Origin of the sequence: Variovorax sp. J22G73 (genome assembly GCF_030317035.1) — a bacterium.
Taxonomy (GTDB): domain Bacteria; phylum Pseudomonadota; class Gammaproteobacteria; order Burkholderiales; family Burkholderiaceae_C; genus Variovorax.
This window is the reverse complement of record NZ_JASZYK010000003.1, coordinates 801,757-823,801: the sequence shown is the minus strand read 5'-3', so window position 1 is coordinate 823,801 and position 22,045 is coordinate 801,757. Positions and strand designations below refer to the sequence as shown.

The following is a 22,045-nucleotide window of genomic DNA, read 5'->3' as shown; positions in this document are numbered from 1 at the left end:
CCTTTTGTTGTTCTTGTGGGTTCAGGCAATGGCCGACATGCCGAGGATCTCGCGCCCGACGATCAGCGTCTGCACCTCGGTCGTGCCTTCGGGAATGGTGCCGCCGCGGGTGTCGCGGAAGATGCGCTCTATCGGATAGTCGGTCGAGTAGCCCAGCCCGCCATGCACCTGCAGCGCCATGCTCGCCACCTCGTGCGCCGCCTCGGTGGCGTACAGCTTGGCGATGGAGCAGGCCATGCGCGCATCGGCCTGGGAGTCGAGCGCGGCGGCGGCGCGCAGGCCCAGCGCCCGCGCGGCTTCCACGCGCACCGTCATGTCGACAATGAGTTTCTGCACCAGCTGGAAGCTGCCGATGGGCTTGCCGAACTGGGTGCGCGTGCGCGCGTAGTCGATCGACAGGTCCAGCGCCGACTGCGCCGCGCCCACCGCTCCCATGGCGATGTTCACGCGCGCGCTGTCCAGCCCCACCAGCATGCGCTTGAGCGCGCTGCCCTCCTCGCCGATGAGGTTGGCGCGCGGCACCTTCACGTTGTCGAAGTTCAGCTCGGCCGTGCCGGTGCTGCGCAGCACCATGGTGTCGACGCGGCGCACCTCGTAGGGCGACACCTCGCGCTCGACCAGGAAGGTCGACAGCTGGCCCTGGCAGTCGGCGCTGAAGGTGCGCGCCACCACGATGCCGAAGTCGGCGAAGGCGCCGTTGGTGATCCACAGCTTGCGGCCGTTCAGCACGTAGTGGTCGTCCACCAGGTCGGCCCGGGTCTGTATCTGCGCGATGTTCGAGCCCGTGCCCGGCTCGCTGATGGCCGTGAAGCAGCGCCGCTCGGAGGCCAGCAGCGGCTTCAGGAAGCGCTCTTTCTGCTCGGGCGTGCCTTCGGCGGCGATCTTGTGGATCGGCCCGTTGGTGATGTTGAGCATGGTGCGCATCGACAGCCACGCGTAGCCCGCCTCTTCCATCAGCATGGCCCAGGTGAGCTGGTCCATGCCCATGCCGCCCTCGGCCTCGGGCAGCCGCCCGCCGATGTAGCCGAACTGCGCCAGCTCTTTCATGATCTCGAAGGGAAAGCTCCGCTCGACGTCGTGCTTCGCGATGAGCGGCGTCACCTCGCTCTTCATGAAGCGGCGAATGCTGTCGCGCAACAGCGCCTGGTCGGCGTCAAGGGTGAAACTCATCGGGTTGTCTCCTGAGGTTGGATGAAAGGGGGCGCGCGCCGCGCCCGTGCGCTACGAAGCGCCGGGCTCCCTGGCGTTGCGTGGACGAAAGACCAGCGCCTGCACTTCCTGCAGGGCTGCGAGAAACGGTTCGCGCTGCTGGCGCAGGCGATCGGTGGGGCCGGCCACGGACAGGGCCATGGGCTCGCCGCCCACGTAGCCCGCCACGGCGAGCGCAGCGAGGCCGTCGCCGCCCTCGTTCTCGACCCAAATCCAGCCCTGCGTGCGGGCCTGCTCGACCTGCGCCTCGAGCACGGCCAGGTCGACGATGGTGCCCTCGGCAATCTTGCGCAGCGGCTTCAGCCGCAGTTGGCGCGCGGCCTCTTCGGGCGTGCCCAGCGCAAGCACCGCCTTGCCCAGCGCCGACACGTGCAGGCTGAGCTTGTCGCCCACGTTCTGCATGTAGCGCAGCGGGTGCCGCCCTTCATTGAAGGCCAGCACCTTCACCACGCCGCCTTCGAGCCGGCCGCACAGGCCGGTCTCGCCGGTCTTGTCGCGCAGCAGTTCGGCCGCTTCCGAGGCCACCGCGTACAGCGGGTCGCTCGCCGAAATTTCCTTCGCCACCGACAGCAGCCGGGCCGTCGGATAGAAGCGCCGGCTGCGCGCCGTGCGCAACAGGTAGCCGAGCTCGTGCAGCGTGTGCAGCAGGTCGGAGCAGCTGCTCTCGGGCAGGTCCATGAGCCGCGCGAGATCGGAGTTGGAGAGTTCGCGCTTTTCGCGGGCGAACAGCTCCAGCAGCGACATGGTGCGGGCGGCGGCGGGGACGAGTGTTGGCATATTTCCTCCGATATTTCGTAGACAGGCACGAATATTAGCGGAGCAGCTTGCAGGCAAGTTCATTCTTGAAGTCGCAGTTTCCGTTTTGATTTGTCGAAATTCATCGGCACATCTCCTCTTGTTTTTCTACGATTGATCGAAGTATATTGCGATTACTCGTAGACAAACGAGACAAAAAAACCAACTGGAGACATGCATGGACAAGTTCTGGAAGAAGGCGCTGGCTGGCCTGTGCGCGGTGGTCGCGGGCGCGGCGTCGCTGGGCGCCGCGCAGGTTGCGCAGGCCGCGGACGTGGCATGGCCGACCCGGCCGATCACCTTCGTCGTGCCGTTCACGCCCGGCGGCATCACCGACAACACCTCGCGGGTGCTCGCCAAGCTGGTGGGCGACAAGCTGGGCCAGCCGGTGGTGGTGGACAACCGGCCCGGCGCGGGCGGCTCCATCGGCGTGGAGGCGGCCTCGCGCCAGCCGCCCGACGGCTACACCATGATCTACGGCACCCAGGGCACGCAGGCGGCCAACCTGGCGCTGTACAAGAACATCCGCTACGACCCGGTGAAAGACTTCGTGCCGGTGCACGCCATGTCGGAGACGCCGCTGATCCTGGTGATCAACCCCGCGCGCCCGTTCAAGACCGTGCCCGAGCTCATCGCGTACGCCAAGGCCAACCCCGGCAAGCTGAACTTCGGCTCCGCCGGCCCGGGCACCGGCACGCACCTGACGGCCGAGCTGTTCCAGGTGGCCACCGGCACCAAGATGACGCACGTGCCCTACAAGGGCAGCAGCCCCGCGCTCACCGACCTGATGGCCGGCAACCTCGACCTGATGTTCGACTACCCGGTGGTGGTCATGCCCTTCGTGAAGGCCGGCAAGCTCAAGCCCCTGGCCGTCACCGGCAAGACCCGCCTGGCCATCGCGCCCGAGATTCCGAGCGTGAGCGAACTGGGCTTTCCCAAGGCCGAGTCCACCGCCTGGAGCGCGGTGTTCGTGCCCGCGAAGACGCCGCCCGACATCGTCAAGAAGCTGGGCGACGCCATCGCGCAGGCCATCGCCGACCCCGAGATGCAGCAGGTGACCGAGAAGTTCGGCAGCGTGCCGCTGAAAGACCTGCGCGACGCGAAGCTGGGCGAATTCGTGAAGAGCGAGATGACCCGCTGGCGCGAGGTCGTCCAGGAATCCGGCGCCAAGCTGGAGTGAGTTCGCCTTGTCTCTTTCCTCTCCCCCCGTTCAGTCCTTCCAGCACATGACCCAAGACCTCACATCGATGAAGCCGCAGCGCCCATCGCTCTACCGGCTCGCGGCCGACGGCCGCTCGCTCGACTTTCTCTTCGCGCAATGCCCCGCATGCCACGCGCTGAGCTTTCCGGCCAATGCGCCCGGCTGCATGCACTGCGGCCACGCGATCGACGCCACGGACACGGCCACGCAGGTGGCGCGGCCCGGCGGCGGCACGCTGCTGGAATACGTGACGCTGCACGTGCCGCTGGTGCCGGGCATGCCCGCGCCCAGCATCGCGGGCGACATCCGCATCGCCGAACAGGTGGTGGAAGAAGGCGTGATCGCCGTGGCCGACGAGAGCGCCCTGCGCCCCGGCATGGCGCTGCGGGCCGTGGCGGTGCCGCTGGCCTCGGGCGACAGCTATGGCTGTGCGTTCGTGCCGACCGAGGAGGTGGTGCGATGAGCGGCAATTGGATCGACGCCAATGACGGCGTCTACGTCGTGGGCATCGGCCTGCACCCGTACCAGTTTCCGAGCGACACGCCCTACACCCACCTCGGCCTTACCGCGGTGCGTGCCGCGCTGACCGATGCGGGCATCGACTGGAAGCAGGTGCAAAGCGCCTACGTCGGCACCACCTCCATCGGCATGGCCGCGGGCCGCGTGATGTTCCGCCACCTGGGCTCCACCGGGCTGGCGGTCACGCAGGTGGAAAACGCGTCGGCCTCCGGCTCCTTCGCGTTCCGCCAGGCCTGCATGGAAGTGGCGCACGGCATCAGCGACGTGGTGCTGGCCATGGGCGTGGACAAGCACGGCGACGGCCGCCGCGCCGCCAACAAGGACAGGCTCGAACGCCTGAGCGACACCGCCACCATTCCGGCCGTGAAGTTCGCGCTGATGGCGCGCAGCTACCTGCGCGAGCGCGGCGCCGGCATGGAGGCCATGGCCAAGGTGGCGGTGAAGAACCACGGCAATGCCTCGCTGAACCCCTATGCCCAGTTCCGCAAGCCGCGCACGCTCGAGCAGGTGCTTGCCTCGCCCCAGGTGGCGGGCGACCTCACGGTGCAGCAATGCTGCCCGCGCGGTGAAGGCGCGGCGGCCGTGCTCCTGGTGTCGGGCCGCGCGCTGAAGCGCCTGGGCCTGGACGCCAGGCGCTGCGTGCGCGTGCGCGCGTCGGTCGCCAACAGCGAGCGCGACGAAACGGTGTACGGCCAGGGCCCCATCGACCTGGTGCGCAGCAGCGCGCAGGCCGCGCTCGACCAGGCCGGCATCGCGCCCACGCAACTCGACCTGCTCGAGCTGCACGACGCCTTCTCGGTGGAAGAGCTGCTCTACAGCGAGGCCATCGGCGTGTGCGCGCCCGGCGAAGGCGCGGCCTACCTGGAGCGCGGGGACTCGCGCATCGGCGGGCGCTGCGCCATCAACGCCTCGGGCGGGCTGATCGGCATGGGCCACCCGCTCGGGCCGACCGGCATCGGGCAGATCGCGGAAATCACGCGGCAGATCCGCGGCGAGGCCGAAGGCCGGCAGCACCCGAACGCCCGCTGGGGCATGGCCCACATGATCGGCCTCGGTTCGGTGGCCATCGCCCATGTGCTCAGCGCCGCGCAGGCCTGAGCGAACCACACCCAGGAAGGAACCCACTCCCATGACCGCATCCACCCCCGCGCTCGACACGCTGCTGTACGAGGTGCGCGGCAACGTCGCCATCGTCACGCTGAACCGCCCCGAGCGCATGAACACGCTCGGCGGCTCGATGAAGCCCGACCTGGCGCGCGCCTTCTTCGAGTACGCCCGCACCGACGAGCGCGTGCGCGCGGTGCTCGTCACCGGCAGCGGCGAGCGCGCCTTCTGCGCGGGCGCCGACATCAAGGAGCGCGCCGGCAGCCAGGCCTCGGGCACCGACTACTTCGTCGCGCAGAAGGCCACGCACGACCTGTTTCGCAACATCGAAGAGTTCGAGAAGCCTGTCGTCGCCGCCATCAACGGCGTCGCGCTGGGCGGCGGGCTGGAGATTGCGCTGTGCTGCGACATCCGCATCGCGGCCGACAGCGCGCGCTTCGGGCTGCCCGAGATCAAGCTCGGCGTGATTCCGGCGGCCGGCGGCACGCAGCGGCTGCCGCGCCTGATCGGCGAGGCGCGCGCCAAGGAACTGATCCTCACGGCCGACCTGGTCGATGCCGACACCGCGCTGCGCTACGGCATCGTGAGCCGCGTGCTGCCGCAGGCCGAGCTGCTGCCCGCGGCACTGGCGCTGGCGCAGCGCATTGCCGAGCACCCGCCGCTGGCGGTGCGCTTTGCCAAGCGCGCCATCAACCGCGGCATGCAGGTCGACCTCGACTCCGGGCTGGAATACGAGCGCTACGCCGCCGCCATGATCATCGACAGCGAGGACCGCAAGGAAGGCATGCGGGCGTTCGTCGAGAAGCGCAAGCCGGTGTTCACCGGGCGCTGAGCGCCCTCTTCTTTCTGCACGACGACCTCAACGAATCAAGAAAGCACACACATGAAACTCGGATTGGAAGGCAAGGTTGCGCTGGTGACCGGCGGCGGCCAGGGCGTGGGCCGCCAGATCTGCATCGAGCTCGCGGCCGAAGGCGCGCGCGTGATCGTCAACGACCTGTTCGCCGAACGCGCGCAGGCCGTGGCCGCTGAAATCACCGCGGCCGGCGGCCAGGCGCTCGCGGCGCCCGCGGACATCACGCGCGCCGAAGAAGTCGAGGCCATGGTCGCCAAGGGCGCGGCGCACTTCGACGCACCGGTGACGGTGCTGGTGAACAACGCCGGCATCATTCCCGAGCGGCGCGAGAAAGGCGGGCGCACGCCCCCCTTTCTCGACATGCCCACCGTGGACTGGGCCAAGATCGTGAACCTGAACGTGTACGGCACCATGAACTGCTGCCGCAGCGTGCTGCCGGGCATGGTCGAGCGCAAGGGCGGGCGCATCGTGAACATCATCTCGGAGGCCGGGCGCATCGGCGAGGCCAACATGGCGGTGTACTCGGGTGCCAAGGCCGCCATCGCGGGCTTCGGGAAAGCGCTGGCGCGAGAGCACGGGCGCCACGCCATCACGGTGAACTCGGTGGCGCTGGGCGCGGTGTCGCACGCGGGCATCAAGGACGGGCCGCTCAACATCCATGCGACGCCCGAGAACGACGAGCGCCTGGGCAAGATGCTGAACGTCTACCCCATCTCCAAGGGCGTGGGGCGCCTGTCGCGGCCCGAAGACATCTCGGGCCTGATCGCGTTCCTGGCCTCCGACCGCGCGCTGTTCATCACAGGCCAGACGATCGGGGCCTCGGGCGGCTTCGCGATGGTGTAGCGGGCACTTCTTCAACGCGCGCCGCCGCCTTCGGCGGCATGCACGAAGCGCCCAGCACCAGGTCGAGCCCGATGGTCACCTTGCGTGGCGCGCCGGCCGTCTTGCCCCCCAGCCGCTCGAGCATCAAGTGCGCCGCGGCCTGCGCGGCCTCTTCGATGTTGAAGCGCAGCGTGGTCAGCGCCGGGTGCATCAGCGCGAAGGCGTCGTCGGTGCCGATGCCCACCACCGACAGGTCCTGCGGAATGCGCAGGCCCGCGGCGCGCACGCTGCGCAGCGCGCCCGACAACAGGCGCGTGCCCAGCGCGATGACGGCCGTGGGCGGCGAGGCCAGCTCGAGCATGCGCGCCATCTGCGCCTCGGACGACTGCACGGCCGAGCTGAGCATGCACACCAGCGCCTCGTCGAAGGCCACGCCGCCGCGCGCCAGGCTGTCCTGGTAGCCCAGCAGCTTCTCGCGGCCGGGGCGAATGGCCACGCTGGGGCCGAACAGCGCGATGCGCCGGTGGCCCAGCGACACCAGGTAGTCGACCGCCTGCGCCACGCCCTGGCGATGGTCCTGGTAGACGGCGTCGCCGTCGCAATCGACCTCGCGGTCGACGATGACCAGCGGCAGCTTGCAGCGGGCGAACGGATCGACCTCGCGCGACAGGCCCTCCACGCTCGGCGAGGCGATGATGCCTTCGAGCCGCCGGTTCTCGAACAGCGTGAGCAGCTCCTTCTCGCGCGCGGGCTGGTCGTAGGTGCTCGCCACCAGCAGCGAGAAGCCGGCCGCCTGCATGCGGATTTCCACCGCGGCGAAAAAGGCCGAGAGAAACGGGTTGGCCATGTTCGACACCATGAAGCCGACCGCCTTGCTGCGCCCGGTCTTCAGGTGCCGGGCGTTGAAGTTGGGCACGTAGCCCGTGGCCTCCACGGCGCGCTCCACCCGGCGCCGCACGTCGGCGCTGACGTAGCCGCTGTTGTTCAGCACCCGCGACACGCTCGCGATGGACGCGCCCGATGCGGCCGCCACGTCGCGCAGCGACACCGACTTTGCTGTCTCCGTGCTCATTGTTTTCCCTTATGAAAACGTTCCATGGCTTGCGAGCGACCGGGGCATCTCTTAGCCTCGGCAGCGTTATGAAAACGTTTCCACATCTTAATGAATCGGCGCGGGTCGGCAACAAGCGTTTCACGGGTCGCACAGTGCTGGTGATCGGTGGCGGGCAGGCGAGCGGCGGTGCCGGTGAAGCGAACGATGCCGGCGCGCCCATCGAGACCATCGAGCCCGTTGGCAATGGCCGCGCCATCTGCCTGCAACTGACCGCGGGCGGCGCCCGCGTGCTGTGCGCCGACCGCTCTGCCGATGCGGCGGCGCGCACGGTCGCCGACATCGCTGCGAGCGGCCTCGCCGAGCAAGGCGAGAACGACCTCGCCCGCGCCCTCGCCCTCACCGCCGACATCTCGCGCCCCGAAGACATCCGCGCGCTGTTCGACGGGCTGGCGCAACGCGGCATCGCCATCGACGGGCTGGTGCTGAACGCGGGCATCAGCGACCGCAAGTCGCTGCGCGACATCACGCCCGAGAGCTGGGACACGATCTTCGGCGTCAACCTGCGCGGCCACGCGCTGTGCGCCCAGGCCGCGCTGCCGGCCATGAACCATGGCGGCGCGATCGTCTTCGTGTCGTCGCTCGCGGCCGAGATGCCCGCGGGCCGCAACCCCGCCTACGAAAGCTCGAAGGCCGGGCTCTCGGCGCTGTGCCGCGCGACGGCGCTGGAGGCGCATGAGAAAGACATTCGCGCCAACCTCGTGCGCGCCGGCCTCATCGACACGCCCATGGGCCGCGCGGCCAGCGCCGCGCGCCCGGGCCGTGCGGCGGGGCCGCTGCCCTTCGGCCGCCAGGGCACGGCATGGGACATCGCCAACGCGGTGTGCTTCCTGCTCTCGGACGAGGCCGCCTACATCAACGCCGCCGAGCTGGCGGTGGACGGCGGGCTGCGACACGGCATTGCGCGCGCGGCGCCGCCGGCCTCTTCCTGACACGTCCGCAGGCACGCCCAGCCCCATCCGATCTCTTTCAGCATTCCCGGAGACATCCCCTTGAAAAGAAGAACCCTCGCATTCACTGCAGCCGCGGCCCTGGCCGCGCTGTGCGCACCCGCTGCCTGGTCGCAACCCGCGCCCGCGGCATGGCCTGCCAAGCCCCTTCGCCTGGTCGTGCCCTTTCCGCCCGGCGGTGCCGCCGACCTGTTCGCGCGGCTGATCGGCGCGGAGCTTGCGCAGTCGCTGGGCCAGCCGGTGATCGTCGACAACCGGCCCGGCGCGGGCGGCAACATCGGCGCGCGCGAGGTGGCCTCGGCCGCGCCCGACGGCTACACGATGCTGCTGGGCACGGTGGGCACGCACGCCATCAACCCCACGCTGTACGGCAACCTGCCCTACGACACGCGCAAGGCGTTCACGCCCGTGGTCATGGTGGGCTCGGTGCCCAACGTGCTGGTGGTGAACCCGCAGCTGCAGGCGAAGTCGGTGGCAGAGCTCACGGCCCTCGCCAAGAGCAAGCCGGGCAAGCTGAGCATGGGCTCGTCGGGCAACGGCAGCAGCATCCACCTGTCGGGCGAGCTCTACAAGCACCTGGCGCAGGTCAGCATCCTGCATGTGCCCTACCGCGGCGGCGCCGCCGCGCTCACCGACCTGATCGGCGGGCAGATCGACCTGATGTTCGACAACCTGCCAACCTCGCTGCCGCACATCGCCAAGGGCTCGCTGCGTGCACTGGCGGTCACGGGCGCGCGCCGCTCGGCCTCGCTGCCCGACGTGCCCACCATGGCCGAGGCCGGCGTGCGCGGCTACGAGTCGACGGCCTGGTCGGGCCTGTTCGTGCCGGCCGGCGTGCCCCCTGCGGTCACGCAGCGGCTGCACGCCGAGGTGGAGAAAGCGCTGCGCACCGACAAGGTGAAGGCGCGCTACCGCGACCTGGGTGCCGACGCGCCCGAGATGAGCCAGAGCGCCTTCGACGCCTTCGTGCGCAAGGAATACGACAAGTGGGCCGAGATCGTTCGCGTGTCTGGCGCGAAGGCCGAGTAAGCACGCCGAGTAAGCACGCCGAGCAAGAAGGCAAAGACAAGACACACCCATGCGCCCCATCGATTTCCTGCTGCGCAGCGCGCGGCGACATCCCGACAAGATCGCCATTTCCGGCCCCGAAGGCGAGATCAGCTACGCCGAGCTGCTGACCCGCACCGAGGCACTGGCCACCGCCTTCCAGGCACTGGTGCCCGACGCGCGCGGGCGCATCGCGATCTGCGCGGGCAACCACATTTCCCATGTCGTGGCGCTGTTCGCCACGCTGATGGCAGGCCGCATCTGGGTGCCGCTGAACCCGCGCGCCGGCCAGGCCGAATTGAGCCGCATCGTCGAGTTCACGGAGGCCGCGCTGGTGGTGACCGAAGCCGGCCTCGAAGACAAGGTGGCAGGCACGCGCGCACGCCGCATCGGCTACGTGCCGCAAGACGCCGCCCACACCGGGCGCCACGCCGAGTGCGAGCTGAGCGCGCTGGTCGCCCTGTACCGCGGCCGCCGGCCCGCCGACGTGCGCCACGACCTGGGCGAAACGCAGGCCATCAAGTTCACCGGCGGCACCACCGGCGCGCCCAAGGGCGTGATGCAGAGCTACCGCGCGTGGAACACCACCATCGTGTCGATCGCGCATGCCATGCGGCTCGACGCCGACGAACGCTACCTGGCGGTGGCCTCGATCACGCACGGCACCTCGACCTTCCTGCTGCCGGTGCTGGGCTGGGGCGGCACCGTGCTGCTGCCCACCTCCACGCAGCCGCGCGACGTGCTCGAGCAGCTGGAGCGCGAGCGCGTGAGCGCCGTGTTCATGCCGCCCACGCTGATCTACAGCCTGCTCGAGGACGAGACCGCGCGCACGCGCGACTGGTCGGCGCTGCGCCACTTCGTGTACGCGGCGGCACCGATGCGGCGCGACAAGATCATCGAGGCGCAGCAGGTGTTCGGCCATGTGGAAACCGGCTACGGCCAGACCGAGGCGCCGGCCATCATTTCGTACATGCCTGCGCAAGACCTGCTCGACGCGCGCAACCTCGACTCGGTCGGGCGCGCCGCGCTGATGACCGACATCGCCATCATGGACGCTACAGGCAAGCTGCTGCCCCCGGGCGAGACCGGCGAGGTGGTGGTGCGCGGCGACCTGCTGATGTCGGGCTACTGGAAGCAGCCCGAGAAGACCGCCGAGACCTTCCACGACGGCTGGCTGCGCACCGGCGACGGCGGCTACCTCGACGAGCGCGGCTACCTGTTCCTGAAGGACCGGGTGCGCGACATGATCATCACCGGCGGCTTCAACGTGTACCCCACCGACGTGGAGAACGCGCTGGGCAAGCACCCCGCGGTGTACGACTGCGCAGTGGTCGGCATCGATGACGACAAGTGGGGCGAGGCGGTGCACGCCGCCGTGCAGCTGCGCGCCGGTGAGCAAGCCACTGAAGCCAAACAGGCCGAACTCATCGCCTGGGTGCGCGCGCATCTCGACCCCGTGAAGACCCCCAAGGCCGTGCACTTCTTCGACCCGCTGCCGCGCACCGCGAACGGCAAGGTGTCGAAGAAGGACGCGCGCGCGGACATCGTCCGGCGCATGCAGCACGACAGCACCAAGGCCCCGACATGACATCGCCAATCGCACAACACGAACATCACCAAGCCACGCAAGACGGCACCCCGCGCCACGCCCTGGTCACCGGCGGCTCCTCGGGCATCGGCCTGGCCACCTGCCACGCGCTGATGGCGGCGGGCTGGCAGGTCGTCAACTTCGACATCCAGCCGCCGCCCGATGGCAGCTCCGGCGCGTTCGTGCGCGTCGACATGGGCGACAAGGCCGCGCTGGCCGCGGCGCTGGCCGAGGCCACCGCGCAGCGCGCCTTCACCGGCCTGGTGAACAACGTGGCCGCTATTCGCCCGGCGCCCATCGAAGACACCTCGCTGGACGACTTCGACCTGCAGATGGCCGTGACCACGCGCGCCGCCCTGCAATGCACGCAGGCCGTGCTGCCCGCGATGCGCGCGGCCGGGCACGGCCGCATCGTCAACATCACCAGCCGCGCGGCGCTGGGCAAGGAGCTGCGCAGCGGCTATTCGGCGGCCAAGGGCGCGCTCAACGCGCTCACGCGCACCTGGGCGCTGGAGCTGGCGGCCCAGGGCATCACGGTGAACGCCGTGGCGCCCGGGCCCATCGCCACCGCCGCGTTCAAGGCCGCCAACCCGGCCGACAGCCCGCGCACCCAACGCATCGCGCAGGGCATTCCGGTGCAGCGCTTCGGCGAGCCGGCCGAGGTGGCGCACGCGGTGGGCTGCTTCATGCACCCGATGGCGTCTTTCATGACCGGGCAGGTGCTGTACGTGTGCGGCGGCATCACCGTCGGGCTCGCGGGCTGAACGCCGCCTGGAAGAGCGCACACGCGAGTACCGACATACGCAAGGACACCTCCCCATGCCCATCAAGACCGACATCGGCTACACCACGCCCGACACCATCTGGGTGCGCGGGCGCAACCTGTCCACCGAGCTCATCGGCAAGCTCGACTTCGTGGAAATGATCTGGCTCCTGACCTTCGGGCGCACGCCCGAGCCGCGCGAGAAGAACATGGTCAACCTGCTGCTGGTGACGGCGGCCGACCACGGCCTCACGCCCAGCGCCATCACCGCGCGGCTCACCTGGCTGGGCGCGCCCGAGTCGCTGCAGGGCGCCGTGGCGGCCGGCCTGCTGGGCGCGGGCAACAACTTTCTGGGCACGGTGCAGAACGTCAGCGAACTCCTGCTGCGCGAAGCCGCGCCGCTGGCCGACGACGCGAGCGACGCCGACGTGCGCGAGCGCGCGGCGCAGGTGGTGCGCGAGCACCGCGCGGCGCGCAAGTCCATTCCCGGCATCGGCCACCCCATTCATGTGAACGGCGACCCGCGCGTGCCGACGCTCATGGCCGTGTCGAAGGACAACGGCTACTTCGGCCGCCACTGGCGCCTGGCACTGGCCATTGCCGACGTGCTGCGCGAAGACCACGGCCGCGACCTGCCGCTGAATGCGGCCGGCGCCAACGGCGCCGTGCTGGCCGACATGGGCCTGGACCCGTTGCTGGGCCGCGGGCTCGCGCTGATCGGGCGCGCGGCCGGGCTGGTGGCGCATGTGTACGAAGAGCGCTCGTCGCCGACCGGGCAGCAGGTGTGGGACCTGGTGCTGCGGCAGGACGAGCGCAACGTGCTGCCGGCGTCGCGCTGACAGGCGGGCGCAGACTGAGTGCCGCGCAGGGACGACGCACAAACCAGGCACAACTGAGGCACAACTGAGGCACAGTTTGTGCCATGCATCCCATCTGGTTCCTCGTCTTCGACCGCTTCCAGCTGCTGGACGTCAGCGGTCCCCTGCAGGTGTTCTCCACCGCGAACGAAGAGCTGGTGCTCTCGGGCCGCGAGCCGCTGTACCAGACCTCCATCCACGCACTGCAGGCGGGGCCGGTGCAAAGCTCCAGCGGTGTCGAGCTGGTCGCGGGCGCGCTGCCGCGCAGGCTCTCGCGCGACATCGCCTCGGTGCTGGTGCCCGGCGGCCCCGGCATCTGGCGGCCGGGCTTGCCGACACCCGATGCACTGCAGGCACAGCGGCTCGATGCGCTGATTGCCTGGGTGCGGCGGGCCGCGCCGCGCTTCTCGCGCATCGCGTCGGTGTGCACCGGCGCGTTCGTGCTGGCGCGCGCGGGGCTGCTCGAAGGCGGCAGCGCGGTCACGCACTGGGCGGTGTGCGACCAGCTGGCCAAGGAGCACCCGGGCGTCGATGTGCAGCGCGACGCCATCTACTCGCGCCAGGGCCGCGTGTGGACCTCGGCCGGCGTCACCGCGGGCATCGACATGGCGCTGGGCATGGTCGAGGCCGACGTGGGCCGCGAGATTGCGATGAGCGTGGCCAAGAAGCTGGTGGTGTTCTACAAGCGGCCCGGCGGGCAGTCGCAGTTCAGCAGCGCGCTGCTGGCGCAGACGGCCGGCGACGCGCGCATCGACACCCTGCACACCTGGATAGGCGCGCGGCTGCACAAGGCGCTGTCGGTGGCCGACATGGCCGAGCAGCTGGCCATGACGCCGCGCACCTTCGCGCGCTTCTACCAGCAGCACGCAGGCATCACGCCCGCGCTGGCCGTGGCGCGCATGCGGCTCGAAAAAGCGTGCCAGCTGGTGGAAACCAGCCGTCAGAGCCTGAAGTCGATCGCGCAGCAATGCGGCTTCAATTCCGAAGAGGTGCTGCGCCGCGCGTTCGTGCGGCACCTGCACGTGTCGCCCACCGAATACCGCGAGCGCTTCGCGGCGCGTTGATCAGGCGCCTGCACGCACCACCGGTTGCACTGGCGGTTGCACCACCGGTCGCATCAGCTATCGCATCACCTCGCCGATGGCGCGGGCCACGGCATCGACGTTGCGGTGGTTGAGCCCGGCCACGCACATGCGGCCCGACAGCAGCAGGTACACGCCGTGGTCTTCCCGCAGCCGCGTGACCTGCGCGGCCGACAGCCCCGTGTAGGTGAACATGCCCCGCTGCGTGAGGTAGCGCGACAGCGTGGCACCGCCCGGCAAATCCTGCCGCTGCAGCGCCGCATGGATGGCGCCGCGCATGGCCTGGATGCGCGTGCGCATGGCGGCCAGCTCGCGCTCCCACTGCGCGCGCAACGCGGCCGACGACAACACCGCCGCCACCACGGCCGCGCCGTGCGTGGGCGGGTTGCTGTAGTTGGCGCGCACGGTGCCGGTGAGCTGGCCCAGCATGCGCTCGGCCTCGGCCTTCGACGCGCACACGATGCTCAGCGAGCCGACGCGCTCGCCGTACAGCGAGAAGTTCTTCGACAGCGAACTCGCGACCAGGCAGGCCACGCCCGCCTCGGCCAGCACGCGGGGCGCGAAGGCGTCTTCGTCGAGCCCGTCGCCGAAGCCCTGGTAGGCCATGTCGACGAACGCGATCAGGCCGCGCCCGCGCATCAGCGCGGCAACGGTGCGCCATTGCGCCTGCGTGAGGTCCACGCCCGTGGGGTTGTGGCAGCAGGCATGCAGCAGCACGATGCTGCGCGCAGGTAGCCCGCCGATGGCGTCGCACATGGCATCGAAGCGCAGGCCACCGGTGGCCTTGTCGCAGTACGGGTAGGTGCCGACGCTGAAGCCAGCGGCCTCGAACACGACGCGGTGGTTCTCCCAGCTCGGGTCGCTGACCCACACGCCCGCGCCCGGAAAGTGCTTCTTCAGAAAGTCAGCGCCGACGCGCAAGGCGCCCGAGCCGCCGAGCGACTGGATCGTGGTGATGCGGCCTTCGGCGCGGGCCGCGTGGCCGGGGCCGAACACCAGCGCCTGCAGCGCGTCGCGGTACGCCGCGAGCCCCGCCATCGGCAGGTAGGAGCGCGCACCGGCGCGCGACTGCAGCTCGGCCTCGGCCTGCGCCACGGCGGCCATCAGCGGCAGCGTGCCGCTGTCGTCCAGGTACACGCCGATGCCGAGGTTGGTCTTCCCGGGACGGGTGTCGTTCTGGAAGTCTTCATTCAGCCCGAGGATGGGGTCGCCCGCGTGGGCACCGATGTGGTCGAACATGGTGGCAATCTTTTTCGGTGGCGGCGGCTTCAGTGCGGCACGAAGCCGCTTTCGCTCATCAGCGTGGACAGCACGGCCGACGCCTGCACCAGCCGCTGCTGCTGCTCGGCCGGCGTCATGGGCGCGGGCGTCATCACGTAGCTCTTGAACTTGGCGACCACCTCGGGGTTGGCCAGCACGCGGTTCAGCGCCGTGTTGTAGCGCGCGACCAGCGCGTCGGGCATGGCCGCGGGGGCGTAGATGCCCAGCAGGTCGGTGGTGTTGTCCAGCCCGGCCAGGCCGGCCTCGGCGAACGACGGCACGCCGGGCAGCAGCGGCGTGGTGCGCGTGACCGCGAGGATGCGCAGCGTGCCGGCCTGGTGGTACTGCTGGAAGTCCGAGATGCTCGACACGCCGGCCGCGAGCTGCCCCGCCAGCAGGTCCTGCACCATGGGCGGCGCGCCGCGGTACGACGCGGCCACCGTGTCGGCCTTGAAGGTGCGCGACACCTTCGCCGCCACGAACTCGGGCGAGCTGGCCGGCGCGGGCACGCCGATGGACGACTCGCTCTGGTGCGCCGCGAACCACGCGCCCAGCTCCTTCAGCGTGTGCGCGTGGGTCTTCGGGTTGACCGCGAGCGCGAGCTCGAAGGTGGCCACGCCGCCCACCGTGCGAAAGTCTTTCGCCGTGGCGAAGCCCGGGTTCTTTACCGTGAGCGGCACCGTGACCACCGTGTGCGTGTTGCTCAGGAAGAGCACCGAGCCGTCGGCCGGCGCGGCCTTCAGCGCCTGCGCGGCAATCTGCCCGCCCGCGCCCGGCTTGTTGTCGACCACCACCGGCTGGCCCAGCTCGGTGCTGAGCTTTTCCGCGACGATGCGCGCGGCGGTGTCCGCCGGGCCGCCGGGCGTGTAGCCGACCAGCAGCCGGATGGGGCCGCTGCCCTGCGCCTGCGCGGGCAGGCCGACCAGCGACAGTGACAGGCCCAGCGACAGGCCCATCAGCCATGTGCGCCAGGCGCGCCATGGACGATGCGAAGAGATGCGTTGGAACATGGAAACCTCGAATGAAAGTGGCGACGACCGAAAAGGCTCAACGCGCGCGCCGCGCCGCGAGCAAGGCCCGGCGCTGCTCGACGATGGGGCGCAACCTTTCGCGCATGGCCTCCACCAGCGCGGCCGGCGCCTTGTGCGGCGTGCCGCTGTCGAACGGCGGTTGCGGGTCGTATTCGGCGAACAGCTGCACGCCGCGTGCCACGTCGTCGCTGCTGGCCAGGGCAATTGCCTTCAGCGCGCAGTCGATGCCCGAGGTCATGCCCGCGCCGGTGATGCGGTTGCGGTCGACCACCACGCGCTCGTCCACCGCGATGGCGCCGACCTGCGCCAGCAGCTCGTGCGAGCCCCAGTGGCAGGTGGCCTTGTAGCCTTCGAGCAGGCCGGCCGCGCCCAGCACCAGCGGGCCGGTGCAAATGCCCACGATCCAGGTGGCGCCGCGCGCCTGCTGCGCGAGAAACGACAACGTCTGCTCGTCCTGCAGCAGCGCCGCGATGCCGGGGCCGCCCGGCACCACGATCATGTCGAGCTGGCCGCAGCTTTCATAGGAGGCGGTGGCGCGAAACTCCCAGCCCAGCTCGGTCTTGAGCGGCTCGGTGTGCTTCCACACCAGGTTCAGCGTGGCGCCGGGAATGCGCACCAGCAGGTCGGCCGGCGCCACGTAGTCGATGGCGGTGATGTCGGGAAAAACAAGCATGCCGATGTTCATGGCGCGGCTCTCGGGGGTTGCGATGAGGGCCAGTCTAGGAACGACGGCGTTGTCCTCGAAGACAGAATGCCCACGATTCCTGCCACGGCGGGGTTGCGCCTCGGCACAGTCGGCGCAGCAGTGCAGAGCTGCGTTGCGGCCTGTACCGCACCGCGCGTTCGCTTCGACTCAGTTCACCAACTCATCCCACGGCGTGCTGCCCACCGGCAGCTCCGGCCGCGCCGTGAGGCTGCGCAGCGGCTCGCCCGCTTCGTAGCGGCGTATCAGGTCCTCCGGGTCGAAGCGCACGCCCATGAAGTTGCGCACATACGCGCCGCCGCCGAAGAAGGCGTCCAGGTCCGCGGGCCGGTCGAACACGTCGTACTGCAGCTCGACGCGGTTGCCGTCCGGGTCCTTGTAGTAGAGCGACACCGTGGGCCCGTGGTTGATGCTCCAGTACGGCGTGACGCCCGCCGCCTTCAGGCGCCGGAAGGTCGCGAGCAGCCGCTCCAGCGTGGCGAAGGTGAAGGCGATGTGCTCGAGCCCGGCCAGCGCGTCGTCGGCCGCGCCCAGGCCTGGGCGGGCGATGAGGCCGATGCGGTGGTGCTCGTCGTCGTAGGTCATGAAGCACAGCATCTCGTTCTCGAACGCGGGCCAGGCCTGCAGCAGTTCGAGGTACCAGGCGCGCGAGCGCGGCAGGTCGCTCACGCGCAGCACGACATGGGCCAGCTTGGAGGGGCGGATGGGCTCGGCGGCGGCGTCCGGTAGGGTTCGGGGGGTCATGGTGTCGTTGTCTCTCTTGTTTTTTTGAACGGTGCGTCGTTGCTCAGGGCAGCGGCTCGGCGATCACCGTGTTCTCGATGGCGCCGATGCCTTCGATCTCCACGCGCACCACGTCGCCCACGCGCAGGTAGGTCGGCGGGTCCATGAGGCCGCCCACGCCGGCGGGGCTGCCGGTGGTGAGCACGTCGCCGGGCTCCAGCGTGAAGGCGGTGGTCAGCTCGACCAGCATGTCTTCCACGCGGTGGGTCATCTCGGCGGTGTTGCCGTCTTGCCGCAGCTCGCCGTTGACCCAGGTGCGAAGGCGCAGGCGGTGCGGGTCGGGCAGCTCGTCGCGCGTCACCAGCCAGGGGCCGAAGGGGCCGTGCGTGTCGAAGGACTTGCCCAGCGTGTGCGTGGGCGCGCGCATCTGCCAGTCGCGCACGCTCAGGTCGTTGACCACCACGAAGCCGGCCACCATGTCCATCGCGTTCTCGCGCGTCACGTGCCGGCAGCGGCGCCCGATGACCACGCCCAGCTCGCCCTCGTAGTCAAACTCGTGCGACACGGCCGGCAGGTGCACCGGGTCGAAGGGACCGGCGACGCAGCTCACCTGCTTGTTGAACCACACCTGGCCCGGTGCCCTGAGCAGGCCGATCTTGCGGGCCTCTTCCAGGTGCGAGGCGTAGTTGCCGCCCAGGCCGAGGAACTTGCGCGGCGCAGGCACCGGCGCGCGCAGGCGCACGCTGGCCAGCGGCAGCCGCCGGGCCTTCGGCGTGGCGCGTTCCAGCCACTGCCAACCGGCGGCTTCCATGTTCAGCATCGACAGCAGGTCACGTGGCCCGTGTTCGAGTGCGCTCACGTCGAGCACCTCGTCGCCGCGCACGAGGCCGAAGCCCTCGTGCCCTTCGAACGCGAAAGACACGAGCTTCATGCGAGTACCGCCTGTGCGCGGTCGCGGAACGCAACCAGGGTCGGCCTGTGGACGAAAGGATCGCAGGGCGGGCGCGGGTCGGTGTGCAGGGCTTTCATGAGGCATTCCGGGATATAAGAACGGCCATCATCCGGCGGGCGAAGCGCGCGATCCAGCGGGTTGGCTGGAACGAATCGTTCCGCGGGCGCAACGACGAACCGCGCTGCTTCGACCGCACCACTGCCACATTTGCGCCATGCACGACATCAACGACCTGGTTTATTTCGCGAAGGTGGTAGAGCACGGCGGCTTCAGCGAGGCCGGCCGCCAGCTCGGCATTCCGAAGTCGCGGCTCAGCCGGCGCATCACCGCGCTGGAGGCCCGGCTGGGCGTGCGGCTGCTGCAACGCTCGTCGCGCCGCGTGACCCTCACCACCGCCGGCCAGGGCTACTTCGAGCAATGCCGCGCGCTGGTCGAGCTGGCGCAGGCGGCCGACGACGGCGTGAAGCAGGCATCGAGCGAGCCCGCGGGCGAGGTGCGCATCAGCTGCCCGATGACGCTGGCGCAGGTGTGGCTCACGCCGCTCATCCCCGGCTTCATGACGCTGCACCCCAAGGTGCGGCTGCAGGTGCTCGTTTCGAACCGGCGCATCGACCCGGTGCAGGAGCGCATGGACGTGGTGCTGCGCGTGCGCAGGCCGCCGCTCGAAGACTCCGACCAGGTCGTGCGCAAGCTCGGCGAGTCGGTCGACGTGCTGGTCGCCAGCCCCGCCTGCCTGGCCGCGGTGGGCCGCCCCCGCGCGCCCGAGGACGTGGCCGGCTTGCCGACGCTCTCATTGCCCGCGGTCGGCGAGCGCGCGCGCTGGCAACTGAGCGACGGGCAGCGCGTGGTGGAAGTGCGCCACGAGCCCCGGCTGGTCACCGACGACATGTTCGCGTTGAAGGAGGCCGCGGTGAACGGGCTCGGCCTGGCCTTGCTGCCGCGCAAGATCTGCCACGACGACCTGCGCGCCGGGCGGCTCGAGCTCGCGCTGCCGGGCTGGGCCTCGCCGCCGGGACATGTGCAGGCGGCGTTCACCAGCCGCAAAGGGATGATGCCGGCGGTGCGTGCGTTGCTGGACTATCTGGACGGGCATCAGCAGGTCGACTAGCCGCCTTGACGGCGCCCTGCGGGCCGAGGCCCTGCGCAGGTCCGGCCTTACGCGTGGCCGTAGCCCCACGCACCGCCGGTTCCCAGCGCCGCCTGGAACGCATCGCGCCCGTTGCCTGCGAGCCAGGCACGGAACGATTGCAGCTCGGGGTTCAGCGCGCGCAACGCGGCCAGGTCGGCCTTGCCCACCAGGCGTCCGTCGTCGAGCAGGGCCGTCAGCTTGGCAAGAAAGGGGTTGCCCCTCAGCACATCATCGGAAAACCGCGCGTACGTGATCGGCCGGCCCGCCGCCTCGGTGAACAAGGCCTGCAGCTGCAGGCCGGTCACCTTGTCGCCCGCCAGCTCGAAGGCCTGCCCACCGAAACGTGCCGGGTCCGCGAAGACCTTCATCACGAGCTTGCCGATGTCTTCCACCGCCAGCAGCTGCATCGCCTGCTCGGGTTTCATGAAGAAATTGAAGCGTCCCGTGTCCAGCCCGAAGCCGGGCATCACCAGCATTTCCATGAACGCGGCCGGCCGCACGATGGTGAAGGTGATCGGCAGCGTGCGCACATGTGCCTCGATGCGCGCCTTGCTGTCGAAATGGCCCATGCCGGTAAGCCCGTCGCTCACCGCGCCGGTCGAGGTATAGACCAGGTGCTCGACGCCGCTCTCGAGCGCCAGGTCGGCAACAGCAATGCCGTAGCGCTCTTCTTCCTCGTCGCTGAGCCCGAGCGCCGGGCCCTGCCCCGAACTCGGCTGCACGCTGAAGACGCCGTGCACGCCCTTCATCGCGTTGCGGATGGCCTCGGTGTCGGCGAAGGTGCCGCGCACGATGTCCGCACCCGCCTCGCGAAGCGCCAGCGACCTCGCGGACCCAGGGTCTCGCACCAGTGCGCGCACCTGCCATCCGGCCTTCAACGCCGCCGCGGCGACCGACCCGCCCTGCTGCCCGGTGGCGCCGAAAACCAGGATTCTCTTGCTGTCCGACATGACAAATACCCTCGTGAATGAACAAGGGTTACGAATCTATACTCACGAAAAAATGGCCGGCGGCGGCACATTGCTTAACCTGAGGCACACGGATGGTACGGCTGCGGAAAACAATCAACGGGCGGCCCTACGCCGAGACGGAGCAGGGCCCTCGCTTCACGCCCTGCGCACCCCACGGCGTGCTCGCGCGGCTGGGAGACAAATGGACGATCCTGGTCATGTCGCACCTTGCCGTAGCGCCCGGCCACCGGCTTCGTTTCTCGGCGCTCAAGATCGGCATCGAAGGCATCACCCAGCGCATGCTGACGCTCACCCTGCGCAACCTGGAGCGCGACGGGCTGCTGGTGCGGCACTACTTCGCGGAAGTGCCGCCGCGCGTGGAGTACGAACTCACCGAAATGGGTGCGGGCATGCTGCCCGCGCTGGAAGGGTTCACCTCGTGGATACGGGACCACTGGCCGCGCATCGAGGAGTGCCGGCGCAGCTACGACGAAGCGCGGCAGTGAGCCGGACAGCACACTGAAAGCGCAGCCGTGCCGCCTTCAGTGCGCCAGGATCTTGTCCAGGAAGTCCTTGGTGCGCGGCTGGCGGTTTTCCGGGTGGCTGAAGAACTCGTCCTTCGGGCAGTCTTCCAGGATCTTGCCGCCCACGTCGATGAAGATCACGCGGCTGGCCACCTTGCGGGCGAATGCCATTTCGTGCGTAACCACCATCATGGTCATGCCTTCCTTGGCCAGGCTCACCATCACGTCGAGCACTTCGCCGACCATTTCGGGGTCGAGCGCCGAGGTGGGTTCGTCGAACAGCATCACGATCGGGTCCATCGACAGCGCGCGCGCAATGGCCACGCGCTGCTGCTGGCCGCCCGACAGCTGGCCCGGGAACTTGTCCTTGTGCGCCATCAGGCCCACGCGGTCGAGCATCTTCAGGCCTCGGGTCTTGGCCTCGTCGGGCGTGCGGCCCAGCACCTTGATCTGCGCGATCGTGAGGTTCTCGGTCACCGAAAGGTGCGGGAACAGCTCGAAGTGCTGGAACACCATGCCGACCTTGGAGCGCAGCTTGGGCAGGTTGGTCTTGGGGTCGTGCAGCGGAATGCCGTTGACGGTGATCTCGCCCTTCTGGAAGGGCTCGAGCGCGTTCACGGTCTTGATGAGGGTGGACTTGCCCGAGCCCGAAGGCCCGCACACCACCACCACGTCGCCCTTGGAGATGCTCACCGAGCAGTCGTCGAGCACTTGCACCGGGCCGTACCACTTCGATACGTTCTGAATCTTGATCAAGTCACTGCCTTTGAAAACCGAAGGGGCTGAAAGCCGAAGCCGGGTATTTCACGCGCACGCCTTAGATTTGTGAAATTTAAATATCAAATCAATTGATATGCCCTGCCAATCAA

At 69.4% G+C, this 22,045-nt stretch carries 23 protein-coding genes; 13 read left to right on the top strand and 10 right to left on the bottom strand.

The window, feature by feature from the left end; genetic code table 11:
• Window positions 1-21 precede the first annotated feature (21 nt).
• Window positions 22-1,170, bottom strand: coding sequence for an acyl-CoA dehydrogenase family protein (locus QTI51_RS16325; RefSeq protein WP_116911291.1), 1,149 nt, complete (start codon window positions 1,168-1,170; stop codon window positions 22-24).
• A 51-nt stretch (window positions 1,171-1,221) separates the two neighbouring features.
• On the bottom strand, window positions 1,222-1,986 hold the full coding sequence (locus tag QTI51_RS16320; RefSeq protein ID WP_286515140.1) for an IclR family transcriptional regulator: 765 nt from the start codon (window positions 1,984-1,986) through the stop codon (window positions 1,222-1,224).
• 196 nt (window positions 1,987-2,182) lie between these two features.
• Here QTI51_RS16320 and QTI51_RS16315 point away from each other — a divergent pair, with 196 nt between their 5' ends.
• The 5 genes from QTI51_RS16315 to QTI51_RS16295 are packed head-to-tail and all read left to right on the top strand — an operon-like array spanning window position 2,183 to window position 6,527.
• On the top strand, window positions 2,183-3,184 hold the full coding sequence (locus tag QTI51_RS16315; RefSeq protein WP_286515138.1) for a Bug family tripartite tricarboxylate transporter substrate binding protein: 1,002 nt from the start codon (window positions 2,183-2,185) through the stop codon (window positions 3,182-3,184).
• Window positions 3,185-3,230: 46 nt separating this feature from the next.
• Window positions 3,231-3,668: a Zn-ribbon domain-containing OB-fold protein gene (locus QTI51_RS16310; protein ID WP_286515136.1), complete on the top strand. Its 438-nt coding sequence runs from the start codon at window positions 3,231-3,233 to the stop codon at window positions 3,666-3,668.
• Window positions 3,665-4,822 (top strand): thiolase family protein, encoded by a 1,158-nt coding sequence (locus QTI51_RS16305; RefSeq protein WP_286515134.1) that lies wholly within the window; start codon window positions 3,665-3,667, stop codon window positions 4,820-4,822. Before QTI51_RS16310 ends, QTI51_RS16305 begins: the two co-directional genes overlap by 4 nt.
• 31 nt (window positions 4,823-4,853) lie before the next feature.
• Window positions 4,854-5,660, top strand: a complete 807-nt coding sequence (locus QTI51_RS16300; protein WP_286515133.1) for an enoyl-CoA hydratase/isomerase family protein — start codon at window positions 4,854-4,856, stop codon at window positions 5,658-5,660.
• A gap of 51 nt (window positions 5,661-5,711) precedes the next feature.
• Complete coding sequence (locus QTI51_RS16295) at window positions 5,712-6,527, top strand: SDR family NAD(P)-dependent oxidoreductase (RefSeq protein WP_286515132.1); 816 nt, start codon at window positions 5,712-5,714, stop codon at window positions 6,525-6,527.
• Here the strand turns inward: QTI51_RS16295 and QTI51_RS16290 are convergent.
• Window positions 6,481-7,578 (bottom strand): substrate-binding domain-containing protein, encoded by a 1,098-nt coding sequence (locus tag QTI51_RS16290; RefSeq protein WP_286515131.1) that lies wholly within the window; start codon window positions 7,576-7,578, stop codon window positions 6,481-6,483. The genes QTI51_RS16295 and QTI51_RS16290 overlap by 47 nt on opposite strands.
• 134 nt (window positions 7,579-7,712) lie before the next feature.
• Between QTI51_RS16290 and QTI51_RS16285 the strand changes: the two genes are divergently transcribed.
• The 6 genes from QTI51_RS16285 (at window position 7,713) to QTI51_RS16260 (ending at window position 13,886) form a co-directional block, all read left to right on the top strand.
• Window positions 7,713-8,549: an SDR family NAD(P)-dependent oxidoreductase gene (locus QTI51_RS16285; protein WP_286515129.1), complete on the top strand. Its 837-nt coding sequence runs from the start codon at window positions 7,713-7,715 to the stop codon at window positions 8,547-8,549.
• A 60-nt stretch (window positions 8,550-8,609) separates the two neighbouring features.
• Window positions 8,610-9,596, top strand: coding sequence for a tripartite tricarboxylate transporter substrate binding protein (locus QTI51_RS16280; protein WP_286515127.1), 987 nt, complete (start codon window positions 8,610-8,612; stop codon window positions 9,594-9,596).
• 49 nt (window positions 9,597-9,645) lie between these two features.
• The gene (locus tag QTI51_RS16275) at window positions 9,646-11,202 is read left to right on the top strand and encodes a class I adenylate-forming enzyme family protein (RefSeq protein ID WP_286515126.1); all 1,557 of its coding nucleotides are present in this window, start codon (window positions 9,646-9,648) and stop codon (window positions 11,200-11,202) included.
• On the top strand, window positions 11,199-11,966 hold the full coding sequence (locus tag QTI51_RS16270) for an SDR family oxidoreductase (protein ID WP_286515125.1): 768 nt from the start codon (window positions 11,199-11,201) through the stop codon (window positions 11,964-11,966). The genes QTI51_RS16275 and QTI51_RS16270 overlap by 4 nt, the downstream gene beginning before the upstream one ends.
• 55 nt (window positions 11,967-12,021) lie before the next feature.
• Entirely contained in the window at window positions 12,022-12,804 is a 783-nt protein-coding gene (locus QTI51_RS16265; protein WP_286515124.1) for a citryl-CoA lyase, read from the top strand.
• 83 nt (window positions 12,805-12,887) lie between these two features.
• Complete coding sequence (locus QTI51_RS16260) at window positions 12,888-13,886, top strand: GlxA family transcriptional regulator (RefSeq protein ID WP_286515122.1); 999 nt, start codon at window positions 12,888-12,890, stop codon at window positions 13,884-13,886.
• Window positions 13,887-13,943: 57 nt separating this feature from the next.
• Here QTI51_RS16260 and QTI51_RS16255 read toward each other — a convergent pair whose 3' ends face one another.
• The 5 genes from QTI51_RS16255 to QTI51_RS16235 all read right to left on the bottom strand — a co-directional run bounded on the left by QTI51_RS16255 (window position 13,944) and on the right by QTI51_RS16235 (window position 18,552).
• On the bottom strand, window positions 13,944-15,143 hold the full coding sequence (locus QTI51_RS16255) for an amino acid aminotransferase (RefSeq protein WP_286515120.1): 1,200 nt from the start codon (window positions 15,141-15,143) through the stop codon (window positions 13,944-13,946).
• A 29-nt stretch (window positions 15,144-15,172) separates the two neighbouring features.
• Window positions 15,173-16,174, bottom strand: coding sequence for a tripartite tricarboxylate transporter substrate-binding protein (locus QTI51_RS16250; RefSeq protein WP_286515119.1), 1,002 nt, complete (start codon window positions 16,172-16,174; stop codon window positions 15,173-15,175).
• 37 nt (window positions 16,175-16,211) lie between these two features.
• Window positions 16,212-16,880 carry a DJ-1/PfpI family protein gene (locus QTI51_RS16245; protein ID WP_286515117.1) on the bottom strand — a complete coding sequence of 223 codons (669 nt, stop codon included), beginning with the start codon at window positions 16,878-16,880 and terminating at the stop codon, window positions 16,212-16,214.
• 168 nt (window positions 16,881-17,048) lie between these two features.
• Window positions 17,049-17,642 (bottom strand): VOC family protein, encoded by a 594-nt coding sequence (locus QTI51_RS16240; protein ID WP_286515116.1) that lies wholly within the window; start codon window positions 17,640-17,642, stop codon window positions 17,049-17,051.
• A gap of 43 nt (window positions 17,643-17,685) precedes the next feature.
• Window positions 17,686-18,552 carry a fumarylacetoacetate hydrolase family protein gene (locus QTI51_RS16235; protein WP_286515114.1) on the bottom strand — a complete coding sequence of 289 codons (867 nt, stop codon included), beginning with the start codon at window positions 18,550-18,552 and terminating at the stop codon, window positions 17,686-17,688.
• Window positions 18,553-18,787: 235 nt separating this feature from the next.
• Here QTI51_RS16235 and QTI51_RS16230 point away from each other — a divergent pair, with 235 nt between their 5' ends.
• Window positions 18,788-19,681, top strand: coding sequence for a LysR substrate-binding domain-containing protein (locus QTI51_RS16230; protein WP_286515111.1), 894 nt, complete (start codon window positions 18,788-18,790; stop codon window positions 19,679-19,681).
• A 47-nt stretch (window positions 19,682-19,728) separates the two neighbouring features.
• Here QTI51_RS16230 and QTI51_RS16225 read toward each other — a convergent pair whose 3' ends face one another.
• The gene (locus tag QTI51_RS16225; RefSeq protein ID WP_286515110.1) at window positions 19,729-20,652 is read right to left on the bottom strand and encodes an NmrA/HSCARG family protein; all 924 of its coding nucleotides are present in this window, start codon (window positions 20,650-20,652) and stop codon (window positions 19,729-19,731) included.
• 92 nt (window positions 20,653-20,744) lie between these two features.
• Between QTI51_RS16225 and QTI51_RS16220 the strand changes: the two genes are divergently transcribed.
• Complete coding sequence (locus QTI51_RS16220) at window positions 20,745-21,158, top strand: winged helix-turn-helix transcriptional regulator (RefSeq protein ID WP_286515108.1); 414 nt, start codon at window positions 20,745-20,747, stop codon at window positions 21,156-21,158.
• 36 nt (window positions 21,159-21,194) lie between these two features.
• Here the strand turns inward: QTI51_RS16220 and QTI51_RS16215 are convergent, their stop codons facing one another.
• The gene (locus QTI51_RS16215) at window positions 21,195-21,932 is read right to left on the bottom strand and encodes an amino acid ABC transporter ATP-binding protein (RefSeq protein ID WP_286515106.1); all 738 of its coding nucleotides are present in this window, start codon (window positions 21,930-21,932) and stop codon (window positions 21,195-21,197) included.
• Window positions 21,933-22,045: the final 113 nt, after the last annotated feature.

Bases quoted from the DNA above. Each gene is read 5' to 3' on its own strand.
- QTI51_RS16325 (WP_116911291.1), bottom strand. From the start codon at position 1,170: ATGAGTTTCACCCTTGACGCCGACCAGGCGCTGTTGCGCGACAGCATT.
- QTI51_RS16320 (WP_286515140.1), bottom strand. From the start codon at position 1,986: ATGCCAACACTCGTCCCCGCCGCCGCCCGCACCATGTCGCTGCTGGAG.
- QTI51_RS16315 (WP_286515138.1), top strand. From the start codon at position 2,183: ATGGACAAGTTCTGGAAGAAGGCGCTGGCTGGCCTGTGCGCGGTGGTC.
- QTI51_RS16310 (WP_286515136.1), top strand. From the start codon at position 3,231: ATGACCCAAGACCTCACATCGATGAAGCCGCAGCGCCCATCGCTCTAC.
- QTI51_RS16305 (WP_286515134.1), top strand. From the start codon at position 3,665: ATGAGCGGCAATTGGATCGACGCCAATGACGGCGTCTACGTCGTGGGC.
- QTI51_RS16300 (WP_286515133.1), top strand. From the start codon at position 4,854: ATGACCGCATCCACCCCCGCGCTCGACACGCTGCTGTACGAGGTGCGC.
- QTI51_RS16295 (WP_286515132.1), top strand. From the start codon at position 5,712: ATGAAACTCGGATTGGAAGGCAAGGTTGCGCTGGTGACCGGCGGCGGC.
- QTI51_RS16290 (WP_286515131.1), bottom strand. From the start codon at position 7,578: ATGAGCACGGAGACAGCAAAGTCGGTGTCGCTGCGCGACGTGGCGGCC.
- QTI51_RS16275 (WP_286515126.1), top strand. From the start codon at position 9,646: ATGCGCCCCATCGATTTCCTGCTGCGCAGCGCGCGGCGACATCCCGAC.
- QTI51_RS16270 (WP_286515125.1), top strand. From the start codon at position 11,199: ATGACATCGCCAATCGCACAACACGAACATCACCAAGCCACGCAAGAC.
- QTI51_RS16265 (WP_286515124.1), top strand. From the start codon at position 12,022: ATGCCCATCAAGACCGACATCGGCTACACCACGCCCGACACCATCTGG.
- QTI51_RS16260 (WP_286515122.1), top strand. From the start codon at position 12,888: ATGCATCCCATCTGGTTCCTCGTCTTCGACCGCTTCCAGCTGCTGGAC.
- QTI51_RS16255 (WP_286515120.1), bottom strand. From the start codon at position 15,143: ATGTTCGACCACATCGGTGCCCACGCGGGCGACCCCATCCTCGGGCTG.
- QTI51_RS16250 (WP_286515119.1), bottom strand. From the start codon at position 16,174: ATGTTCCAACGCATCTCTTCGCATCGTCCATGGCGCGCCTGGCGCACA.
- QTI51_RS16245 (WP_286515117.1), bottom strand. From the start codon at position 16,880: ATGAACATCGGCATGCTTGTTTTTCCCGACATCACCGCCATCGACTAC.
- QTI51_RS16240 (WP_286515116.1), bottom strand. From the start codon at position 17,642: ATGACCCCCCGAACCCTACCGGACGCCGCCGCCGAGCCCATCCGCCCC.
- QTI51_RS16235 (WP_286515114.1), bottom strand. From the start codon at position 18,552: ATGAAGCTCGTGTCTTTCGCGTTCGAAGGGCACGAGGGCTTCGGCCTC.
- QTI51_RS16230 (WP_286515111.1), top strand. From the start codon at position 18,788: ATGCACGACATCAACGACCTGGTTTATTTCGCGAAGGTGGTAGAGCAC.
- QTI51_RS16225 (WP_286515110.1), bottom strand. From the start codon at position 20,652: ATGTCGGACAGCAAGAGAATCCTGGTTTTCGGCGCCACCGGGCAGCAG.
- QTI51_RS16220 (WP_286515108.1), top strand. From the start codon at position 20,745: ATGGTACGGCTGCGGAAAACAATCAACGGGCGGCCCTACGCCGAGACG.